The 9394-nt window shown below is 72.0% G+C and carries 10 protein-coding genes; 4 read left to right on the top strand and 6 right to left on the bottom strand.

Translation table 11 applies throughout. The annotated features are described in order from the left end of the window. A partial coding sequence (locus ACQKIP_RS02440; protein ID WP_427741961.1) for a serine/threonine-protein kinase occupies nucleotides 1–969 on the bottom strand: 969 nt, incomplete at its 3' end. 329 nt (nucleotides 970–1298) lie between these two features. Here ACQKIP_RS02440 and ACQKIP_RS02435 point away from each other — a divergent pair. Continuing rightward, the gene (locus ACQKIP_RS02435) at nucleotides 1299–1946 is read left to right on the top strand and encodes a TetR family transcriptional regulator (RefSeq protein ID WP_365860420.1); all 648 of its coding nucleotides are present in this window, start codon (nucleotides 1299–1301) and stop codon (nucleotides 1944–1946) included. Between the two features lie 117 nt (nucleotides 1947–2063). Here the strand turns inward: ACQKIP_RS02435 and ACQKIP_RS02430 are convergent, their stop codons facing one another. Both ACQKIP_RS02430 and ACQKIP_RS02425 read right to left on the bottom strand, forming a co-directional pair. Further along, entirely contained in the window at nucleotides 2064–2546 is a 483-nt protein-coding gene (locus ACQKIP_RS02430; protein WP_365860419.1) for a nitroreductase family deazaflavin-dependent oxidoreductase, read from the bottom strand. Continuing rightward, nucleotides 2546–3793 (bottom strand): acyl-CoA dehydrogenase family protein, encoded by a 1248-nt coding sequence (locus ACQKIP_RS02425; RefSeq protein WP_365860418.1) that lies wholly within the window; start codon nucleotides 3791–3793, stop codon nucleotides 2546–2548. The genes ACQKIP_RS02430 and ACQKIP_RS02425 overlap by 1 nt, the downstream gene beginning before the upstream one ends. 148 nt (nucleotides 3794–3941) lie before the next feature. Between ACQKIP_RS02425 and ACQKIP_RS02420 the strand changes: the two genes are divergently transcribed. After that, nucleotides 3942–5165, top strand: coding sequence for a thiolase C-terminal domain-containing protein (locus ACQKIP_RS02420; protein ID WP_365860417.1), 1224 nt, complete (start codon nucleotides 3942–3944; stop codon nucleotides 5163–5165). 20 nt (nucleotides 5166–5185) lie between these two features. Here the strand turns inward: ACQKIP_RS02420 and ACQKIP_RS02415 are convergent, their stop codons facing one another. After that, on the bottom strand, nucleotides 5186–5416 hold the full coding sequence (locus ACQKIP_RS02415) for a hypothetical protein (RefSeq protein ID WP_365860416.1): 231 nt from the start codon (nucleotides 5414–5416) through the stop codon (nucleotides 5186–5188). A 231-nt stretch (nucleotides 5417–5647) separates the two neighbouring features. Here ACQKIP_RS02415 and ACQKIP_RS02410 point away from each other — a divergent pair, with 231 nt between their 5' ends. Further along, a complete protein-coding gene (locus tag ACQKIP_RS02410) occupies nucleotides 5648–6364 on the top strand; it encodes a pyridoxine/pyridoxamine 5'-phosphate oxidase (protein WP_365860415.1) in 717 nt (238 codons plus the stop codon). A 29-nt stretch (nucleotides 6365–6393) separates the two neighbouring features. On the opposite strand, the gene ACQKIP_RS02405 is transcribed toward ACQKIP_RS02410, so the two are convergent. Together ACQKIP_RS02405 and ACQKIP_RS02400 are read right to left on the bottom strand one after the other, a co-directional pair. Then, nucleotides 6394–7272, bottom strand: a complete 879-nt coding sequence (locus ACQKIP_RS02405; protein WP_365860414.1) for a GNAT family N-acetyltransferase — start codon at nucleotides 7270–7272, stop codon at nucleotides 6394–6396. A 57-nt stretch (nucleotides 7273–7329) separates the two neighbouring features. Beyond that, on the bottom strand, nucleotides 7330–7812 hold the full coding sequence (locus tag ACQKIP_RS02400) for a Zn-ribbon domain-containing OB-fold protein (protein WP_365860413.1): 483 nt from the start codon (nucleotides 7810–7812) through the stop codon (nucleotides 7330–7332). A 228-nt stretch (nucleotides 7813–8040) separates the two neighbouring features. On the opposite strand from ACQKIP_RS02400, the gene ACQKIP_RS02395 reads away from it, so the two are divergent. Beyond that, nucleotides 8041–9210, top strand: coding sequence for a flavin-containing monooxygenase (locus ACQKIP_RS02395; protein ID WP_365860412.1), 1170 nt, complete (start codon nucleotides 8041–8043; stop codon nucleotides 9208–9210). Nucleotides 9211–9394: the final 184 nt, after the last annotated feature.

Genomic DNA, 9394 nt, shown 5'->3' with positions numbered 1-9394 from the left:
GGCGGGAGCGCCGCCACCGCGCCCGCCACTGCGCCCGGAGGACGCGAGCGCGGCCCGCGCGGGCGGACGCCCGCCCCGCCGGGACTCGATCAGCGCGACGGCCCGCTCCGGCAGCCACGCGGAGGCGGTCCCGCTGTCGCCGTCCGCACTCTCCGAAGCGAAGAGATGCGGGGCGAGCTGGGCCTGGAGGTCGGCGGGGCTGGGCCGCAGCGGCGCCTCCATCTGCATGCACGTCTCGATGAGCGGACGCAGCTCGTCCGGGAGTCCGGCCAGGTCAGGGCCCTCGCGAAGGAGCATGAAGACGGTCTCGACGGGGTTGGCCCCGTGGAAGGGCGCGTGCCCGGTGGCGGCGAAGACCAGCATCGAGCCGAGCGAGAACACATCACTCGCGCCGGTCACGCTGCGTGAGTCCTTCGCCTGCTCGGGCGACATGTACGCGGGCGTGCCCACGGCGACGTTCGTCATGGTCAGGCGGGTGTTCGAGACACCGGACGCGATGCCGAAGTCGATCACGCGCGGCCCGTCCTCCACCACGAGGACGTTCGAGGGCTTGAGGTCACGGTGGACGAGGCCCGCGCCGTGGATGGACTCCAGGGCCTCGGCGACGCCGGCCGCGAGCCAGCGCACTGCCTGGGTGGGCAGCGGCCCGTGTTCATTCACTATTTCTTCGAGCGAGGGGGCCGGTACGTACGCGGTGGCCAGCCACGGCACCGCCGCGCGCGGATCGGCGTCCACGACAGCGGCCGTATAGAACCCGGACACGGCCCGTGCCGCTTCGACCTCGCGCGTGAAGCGGACGCGGAACAGCTGGTCCTCGGCGAGCTCGGTCCTGACCGTCTTGATCGCCACGCGCCGCCCTGACGCGGAGCGCGCGAGGTAGACAAGGCCCATGCCACCGGCTCCGAGCCGGCCGAGCACCTCGAACGGGCCGATCCGCCTCGGATCGTGCTGCGTCAGCTGATCCACCACTTGCCCTGCCACCTCCCCGTACCCGGGCGCCGTATGAGCGGCCCCGTGCAGCGTCTCACCACCGAGCCGCTCCGGCGGCACGCACCCTGATTCTTCCTGTCCGGGGCGGCGGTTGCGAACCCGGGGCGGGATCGGGGTGTTGTGGGACAAAGAAGGCGTGGAGAAGAAGGAGATATGTGAGCGAAACCTGATTCGAACGCATGAGCTATTTATTGCGGGGCGCCGGAGCAGCGCGCGGAGCGGAGCGGAATACCGCCCTCAACTCCGCCCCCAACCCCATTTGCACTCGGCCGAATCGCGCTCCGATCACCCCTCGGTAAGCTGACGGCATGACAGGACAGGTACGTACCGTCGACGGCCGCGTGGCCGGTCGGCGCGGTCAGGCGACGCGTCAGAAGCTGCTCGACTGCCTCAGCGAGATGCTCAGCTCCTCGCCCTACCGGGACGTCAAAGTCATCGACGTCGCCCGGAAGGCGGGGACTTCACCCGCGACCTTCTATCAGTACTTCCCCGACGTGGAAGGCGCCGTCCTCGAAATCGCCGAGCAAATGGCGGTGGAGGGTGCCGAGTTGACCCAGCTCCTCGACGGGCGCTCCTGGGTCGGCAAGGCCGGATGGCAGACCTCGCAGGAGCTGGTCGAGGGCTTCCTCGAATTCTGGCGCAAGAACGACGCGATCCTCCGGGTCGTCGATCTGGGCGCGGCCGAGGGCGACAAACGCTTCTACAAGCTCCGCATGAAGATCCTGAACTCGGTCAACAACTCCCTTACGGACACCGTCAAGGAGCTCCAGGCCAAGGGCAAGGTCGACAAGGACGTGAACCCCGCGGCGATGGCGGGCTCCCTGGTGGCGATGCTCGCCGCGGTCGCCTCGCACCAGCGCGGCTTCCAGACGTGGGGCGTCAAGCAGGCCGAACTGAAGCCCAACCTCGCACTGTTGGTACATCTGGGCGTAACAGGAAAGAAGCCGACGAAGTAGGGCATCCCGCAACGCACTTCTGACGCTTTCCCAAGTCCTGTCACCTCAGCGGCGGATCACGGTGTTCCAGTGGTCCGCCGCTGTGTTCCCCGGACGGCCCGGCCGCCAAAGCACCCCTTATGCCTGGTCCGTACGCCTTTCCAGGCGGAACAGGCGGATCTCCCGCTCCACGCGGGACTGGTAGGTCGCGTAGGGCGGCCAGAATTTCAGCGCCGCCTCCCAGGCGGCCGCCCGCTCGTCTCCCTCCAACAGCCGCGCCCTGACCGGAATGTCCGCGCCGCGCCAGTTGACGTCGGCGTCCGGGTGGGCGATGAGGTTGCCCGTCCAGGCGGGATGCCCCGGCCGTCCGAAGTTGGAGCCGACGAGCAGCCAACTCCCCGACTCCTCGGGCATGCAGGCCAGCGGTGTGCGCCGCGGCAGCCCGCTCTTGGCGCCGCGCGCCGTCAGGATCACTCCCGGCAGCATCTGCGCGCTGAGCAGCACCTTGCCGCGCGTGAGGCGGTGCACCGTACGGTCCATCGCGGGCACGACGTGCGGCGCGATCCTGGCGAAGACCCTGGTGGACGACACCTTCTGCACGAGCCGGATGCCGGGCGCCATCAGACGGCCGCCGTCGGCCGCGCGGGTCCCGGAGCCGGCGCTTTCGCGGCGGCGAACAGCTCGGCCTGTTCCGCCGCGCGTGCCCGCAGCCGGTGCGCGGGCCCGAAGAGCAGCTCGTCGCTCGACGCCCGCTTGAAGTACAGATGCGCCTCATGCTCCCAGGTGAAGCCGATGCCGCCGTGCAATTGCACGGCCTCCGAAGCGGCGGTCCGCAGCGCGTCGAGCGCCTGCGCGAGCGCGAGCCCGCCCACCCGCTCGGCCGCCCCCGCTCCCGCCTGCTCCGAGCCGGCCCCAGCGGCCCACGCCGCGTAATAGGCGGCCGACCGAGCGGCCTGCACCTGTACGTACACGTCCGCGAGCCGGTGCTTCACGGCCTGGAAGGAGCCGATCGCCCGGCCGAACTGCTCGCGCTGCTTCACGTACTCGACGGTCCGTTCCAGGGCCCGGTCCGCGGCGCCCACGGCCTCGGCGGCGAGCACGGTGGCCGCACGGTCGCCGACCGCGGCAAGGGCGCCCGGCACATCGGCGTCGTCGGCGGCTCCGAGCAGCTCGGCCGCCACGTCACGCAGCTCGACGCGGGCCTGCGGCCTGGTCTCGTCGAGAGAGGTCTGCCGGGTGCGTACGAGCCCAGCCGCGTCCTCGGGCACCAGATAGAGCAGCGTCCTGGAACGGGCGAAGCCCCCCGTGTGCGCGGCCACGACGAGCAGCCCCGCGCTGTGCCCGTCGAGCACCTGCTCGGCCTGGCCGTAGAGCCGCCAGACCCCGTCGTCCGCGAGCTTGGCCTGCACGCCGCCCGCACGGCCGCCGCCCGACCAGTCGCCGAGGTTGTCGCCGACGAGCCCGAGCGCGGTGGCGAGCCCGGTGCCGGGCACGGCGAGCGCGGCGGTGAGGCCACCGGCCGCGATGCGCGGCAGCAGCTGTGACCGCTGCTCCTCGGTGCCCAGGCTCTGGAGCAGCGGGGCGGCGAGCGCGGCGGTGGCGAAGAGGGGCGAGGGGGTGAGGGCGCGGCCAAGCTCCTCGCTGCCGAGGGCGAGCTCCGCCGGGCCGCAGCCCACTCCCCCGTACGCCTCGGGAAGGGCGATGCCCGGCAGTCCGAGCTGTTCGGCGAGGGCGGACCAGAGGGCGGTGTCGTACCCGGCGGGGGTGCGGACCGCGGTCTTCACCTCGTCCGGGCCGCAGCGTTTGGTGACCAGCTCACGAAGAGTGCGGCGGATTTCTTCCTGCTCCGCGGTGAAGGCGGCGTCCATCGGCGGGCTCCTCCCCGGGGTGGCGGCCATGTCCGCCGACCCTGATCTGACGGGCCGTCATGCTAAGACCGCGCCGGACAGATGCACAGGGCCACGACGCCACCCGACACCTCCCTGCGGCATCCACATCTGATGTACCGTCAGATTTATGCCAACTCCCCTTCCTCCAAGCCCTTCCGGGGCCCGTTCGGGCGCGGGCCCGTCGACCCGCCCGCGCAAGGTGGCCGTCGTCGGCATATCCCTCTCCGACTGCGGCCGCGTCGACGAGGCCACCCCTTACGCCCTGCACGCCCAGGCGGCCCGCCGCGCCCTTGCCGATTCGGGCCTGGGCCGCGAGGTCATCGACGGCATCGCGTCCGCGGGCCTCGGCACGCTCGCCCCGGTCGAGGTCGCCGAGTATCTGGGCCTCAAACCGCGCTGGGTCGACTCCACCTCCGTGGGCGGCTCCACCTGGGAGGTCATGGCGGCGCACGCGGCGGACGCGATCGCCGCGGGCCGCGCGAACGCCGTACTCCTCGTCTACGGATCGACGGCCAGGGCCGACATCAAGGCGAGGCGGCGCACGTCGAACCTCTCCTTCGGAGCCCGCGGCCCCCTCCAGTTCGAGGTCCCCTACGGCCACTCCCTGATCTCCAAGTACGCGATGGCCGCGCGCCGCCACATGCACGAGTACGGCACGACGCTCGAACAACTCGCCTCCGTGGCCGTGCAGGCGCGGGCGAACGCGGCGACCAATCCCGACGCGATGTACCGCACCCCGATCACCGTCGACGAGGTCCTGAGCGGCCCGATGATCGCGGACCCCTTCACCAAACTGCACTGCTGCATACGTTCCGACGGCGGATGCGCGGTGCTCCTCGCGGCCGAGGAGTACGTGGCCGACTGCGCCTCGACGCCCGTCTGGGTGCTCGGCACCGGCGAGCACGTCTCGCACACCACGATGTCGGAGTGGGAGGACTTCACCGTCTCCCCGGCGGCGGTGAGCGGCCGCCTGGCGTTCGAGCGGGCGGGTGTGCGCCCCGGGGACGTCGACGTGGCACAGATCTACGACGCCTTCACCTATATGACCCTGGTGACCCTTGAGGACCTGGGGTTCTGCGCGAAGGGCGAGGGCGGCGCGTTCGTGGAGAAGGGCCGCCTGCTGCGGGACGGCGAACTCCCGACCAATACGGACGGCGGCGGCCTCTCGGCCCAGCACCCCGGGATGCGGGGCCTGTTCCTGCTGGTGGAGGCGGTACGCCAACTGCGCGGCGAGGCGGGCGAGGGCCGCCAGGTGCGCAAGGCGGGAGGAAGACTGCCGGAGGTGGCGGTGGCGTCGGGAACGGGCGGCTGGTTCTGCTCGTCGGGAACGGTGGTGCTGGGGCGGGGCTGAGGGGCCCCGCCCGGCACCGGTCAGGAAACGTACAGCTTGTAGTAGCCGGTGCCACCGGGCTTCGGGTCGCACCGGTACTTGTTGAAGCCCTCGCGGACGTAACTCTGTCCGGCGTCGATGCACTTGCTCTGGCTGGAGTACGTGGCGATGTACTGCCAGGCTTCGGCCTGGGCCTGCGCGCTGACGGCGCCCGCGCCCAGCAGCGAGACGGCTGCGGCCCCCGTGGTCAGAAGTGCTGCGATTTTGCGCATGTCGTTCTTCCTTCCCCTGCGGTCAGTCATGGTGCGGAAGTGACGCAGGGGGATCATGTTGAAGATTTCACGTGCGTGCAACATGTTTGGTGAGATCGCATTCGGACGCCCAAGTTCCATACCTATAAGGCGAGTTCAGTGGCCGTCACCGGCATGACGGCTTCGCCGAACATCCGCATCCGGAGCTTCGGCCTCAGCCGGACACGACGACCGCTCCCGTAGATTCGCCGGATGAACGAATCCGCCCCCCGGCCCGGCAACCCCCGGCCCGATGACAGCCGGCCCGACGACACCACCCACGGCCGCGCGCTCCTGCGCTCCCTTCGCGTATGGGACACCGAGCTGCCCCCGTTCGACCCGGATGCCGCCCCCGCCGCCCCGCTGCCCCTCTTCTGGCAGTGGTTCGTGGACGTGGCCGAGGCGGGTCAGGTGGAGCCGCACACCATGACCCTCGCGACGGCGGACGAGTCGGGCCGCCCCGACGTACGGACGCTGATGCTGCACGACGCGGACGAGTCCGGCTGGCACTTCGGCTCGCACGCGGGCAGCGCGAAGGGCCGCCAGCTCGCGGCACGCCCCGATGCCGCGCTCGGGTTCTACTGGCCCGCGCAGGCCCGCCAGGTCCGGGTGCGCGGCCGGGTCACGACGGCGGGCCCCGCCGAGAGCCGCGCCGACCTCGCCCGCCGTTCGCCGGGGGCGCTGGCGTCGGCCCTGGTCGGCAGGCAGAGCGAAGTACTGCCGTCGTACGGAGACCTGGTGGCCGCGAGCCAGGCCGCCTGGGAGCACGCCCAGGCCGAGCCGGACGCCCCGGCGCCGAGCTGGACGCTGTACGTGCTCGAACCGGACGAGGTCGAGTTCTTCCAAGGGGACGCGCGGCGCCGGCACGTGCGGCTGCGCTACCGGAGGGACGCGGACGGAGGCTGGGTCAGGGAGCTGCTCTGGCCGTGAGGTCCCGCACCCGCACCGCCTGACGAAAGTCAGTGCCCGAAGTCGTACTGCGCGAAGTCCCGTACCGGGCGGAAACCGAGGCGTTCGTAGAGGCCCGTGCTCGTGGGGTTGGCGGAGTCGGCGAAGAGGAGTACCTCCGATGCCCCTTCGGCCAGCGCGGCGCGGCTGACCTCGGCTGTCGCGGCGCCCGCGTAGCCACGGCCGCGGTGGGCCGCCGGGGTGTAGACGGGGGCCACACGGACCTGGCCCGCGACCCGGCGGGTGCGGCCCGCCATGGCCACGGGGGTGCCGTCGGGGGTTTCCCAGAGGGTGATGCCTCCGTAGGCGATGCGGGAGTCGGCCCAGGTACCGGAGGCCATCGCGCGGGGCTCGCCCAAGGCCTCCCCGAACTCCCGGTGCCAGCGGATCAGCAGCTCCCGGTCCGCCTCGGTGACGACGCGGGCCGCGCCCTGCGGGGCGGGTGCGGGCGGGGTGAGGGTGCCCAGGCGGTACAGCCTGTCGTGGACGGCGACTTCGGCGGTCGTCCCCGTGTGGCGCTGCCAGGCCCGCGCGAACGCCTCGGCGGTGTCCCGCTCGGCACCGGCGCCGGTCAGCTTCTCGCCCGCGTCGTAGAGCAGCGCGGCGAGGTCGTCGACGGCCGCCTTGTCGGCGAGCGGGCTCAGGGCCAGCCGGTGCGGCGGGGTCCACACGAAGACCCCCTCCACGATGCCGTCGCCTGCGGCGCGTATCCCGAAGTGGGGTACGCCGTCCCCGTACACGTGGAGCCCCTGCGTGCGCAGGGTCTCGCAGGCGGTGAGCAGCACGGTGTGCGTGGCGGGGTCGGAGCGCAGGAACTCCCCGGCCACGGAGAGGAACTGCTCCAGGTCGGGCGTCAGCTGCCAGGTGGCGTACGGGTCTGAGGAGGCCATGGCTCATACTCCCCCGCACCCCGTCGTCAGCAGAAGCGCATTACGCCACCGCCCCGATCACCCCGCCGGCCGGAAGACCGGCACCGTCACCCCTCCGCCCGTCCCCCCTTCGCCCGTCTCGCCTGCGCCCGCCTCGCCTGCGCCCGCCTCGCGGAACGCCACCTCCAGCGCCATCCCGATCCGCAGCCCGGACTCCTCGCAGTCGACGACCTCGGTCATCATGCGGGGGCCTTCGGCGAGGTCGACGACCGCGGCGACGTAGGGCACGCGGGAGCCGAACGGCGGCAGGTCGTTCCTGTGCACCACGGACCAGGTGTAGAGCGTGGCGTGGCCGCTCGCCGTCTCCCAGGCGCCGTCCTCGCTCCAGCAGTACGGGCAGAATTCGCGCGGGTAGTGATGCGCCCTGCCGCACCCGCCGCAGCGGCGGATCAGGAGGTTTCCCCGCGCGGCCGCCTCCCAGTAGGGGCGGGTGAACGCGTCGGGCTCGGGGAGGTCGAACCGCGGATCCCCCGCGCTCACGGTGTTCCCTGTGCTGCCCATGCTGCGGCCTCTTCCGTTCCGGGAAAGGGTTTCTGACGGTACGTCAGTTCAGCGTACGCCCGGCCCGTGCGCAAGGGCCGTACGCAAGAGGCCGTACGCGGGGTCGGCCCGCCTGCGTGCCGCGAAGCCCATGGACACGGGCGCGCCGCCTACACCCGTGATCAATTCGCAACCGGTTTGGGGCTTGACCGTCCCCCATCAAGTGACCACGTGATTACTCTCAGGTTCATGGCCGACACCACTCCCCCACAAACGCCACACCAAGACCGCCCCGTATACGTCGTCGGGGGCGGACCCGGCGGCCTTTCCGTGGCGGCCGCCCTGCGTGCGCGAGGCGTACGCGCGGTCGTGCTCGAGAAGTCCGACCGGGTCGGCGCCTCCTGGCGGGGCCACTACGACCGCCTGCACCTGCATACGACGCGACGCCTCTCCGCGCTGCCGGGCCTCGCGATACCGCGCGCCTTCGGACGGTGGGTGTCACGTGACAACGTCGCCCGCTACCTGGAGAAGTACGCCGAATTCCACGAGCTGGAGATCGTCACCGGCGTCGAGGTCTCCCGCCTGCAACGCGCCGCCGACGGCGACGGCTGGCTGCTGCACGCCACCGGCGGCCGCGAGCTGACCGGCAGCGCGGTGGTGATCGCCACCGGCTACAACCACACGCCCCGCCTGCCGGACTGGCCGGGCCGCGACACGTACACGGGCGAACTCCTGCACGCGAGCGCCTACCGCGAGCCGCGCCCCTACGAAGGCAAGGACGTCCTGGTCGTGGGCGTCGGCAACACCGGCGCCGAGATCGCCGTCGACCTCGTCGAGGGCGGCGCCGCGCGCGTACGCCTCGCGGTGCGCACCGCGCCCCACATCGTCCGCCGCTCCACGGCGGGGTGGCCCGCGCAGCGCACGGGCATCCTCTGCCGCAGGCTGCCCGTCGCGCTCGTCGACCGCCTCGCCGGGCCGCTCGCGAAGGTGAGCGTCCCCGATCTGGCCGCGCAGGGGCTGCCGCGCCCCTCGACCGGCCTGTACTCCCGCGTCAACGAGGGCGCGATCCCGGTACAGGACGTCGGCCTGATCGACGCGGTGCGCAAGGGCAAGGTCGAGCCCGTCGCCGCCGTCGAGTCCTTCGAGGACGGCAAGGTCGTCCTGGCCGACGGCACCCGGATCTGCCCCGACGCGGTCATCGCCGCCACGGGCTACCACCGCGCCCTCGAACCGCTCCTGGGCGACCTCGGCGTACTCGACGCGAAGGGCAACCCGCTGGCCCGAGGCGCCCGCACCCCGAAATCGGCCCCCGGCCTCTACTTCACCGGCTTCACGAACCCCATCAGCGGAATGCTCCGGGAAATGGCCCGCGACGCAGAGAAGATCGCAAAGGCAGTGGCAACCCGCCGGGCCCGCTAACCCCGTCACGGGCGCGGGGAGCTGACGAAACGGGCCCCGCAAGGGGCGCGGGGAACTGCGCGACCAGCCACGACGCCGCCGCAGTCGACCGACACCCCTTCACGAATAGCCCCCGTGGCCGGTACCGCACCCTCCCGGCGACCGAGATCGCCGGGAGGGGAGTAACGCCCCCGGAGCCATGGGT

It is taken from the genome of Streptomyces sp. NPDC059900, from assembly GCF_050270335.1.
GTDB lineage: Bacteria > Actinomycetota > Actinomycetes > Streptomycetales > Streptomycetaceae > Streptomyces.
The sequence above is the reverse complement of the archived record's forward strand: the minus strand, read 5'-3'. Positions and strand labels throughout refer to the sequence as shown.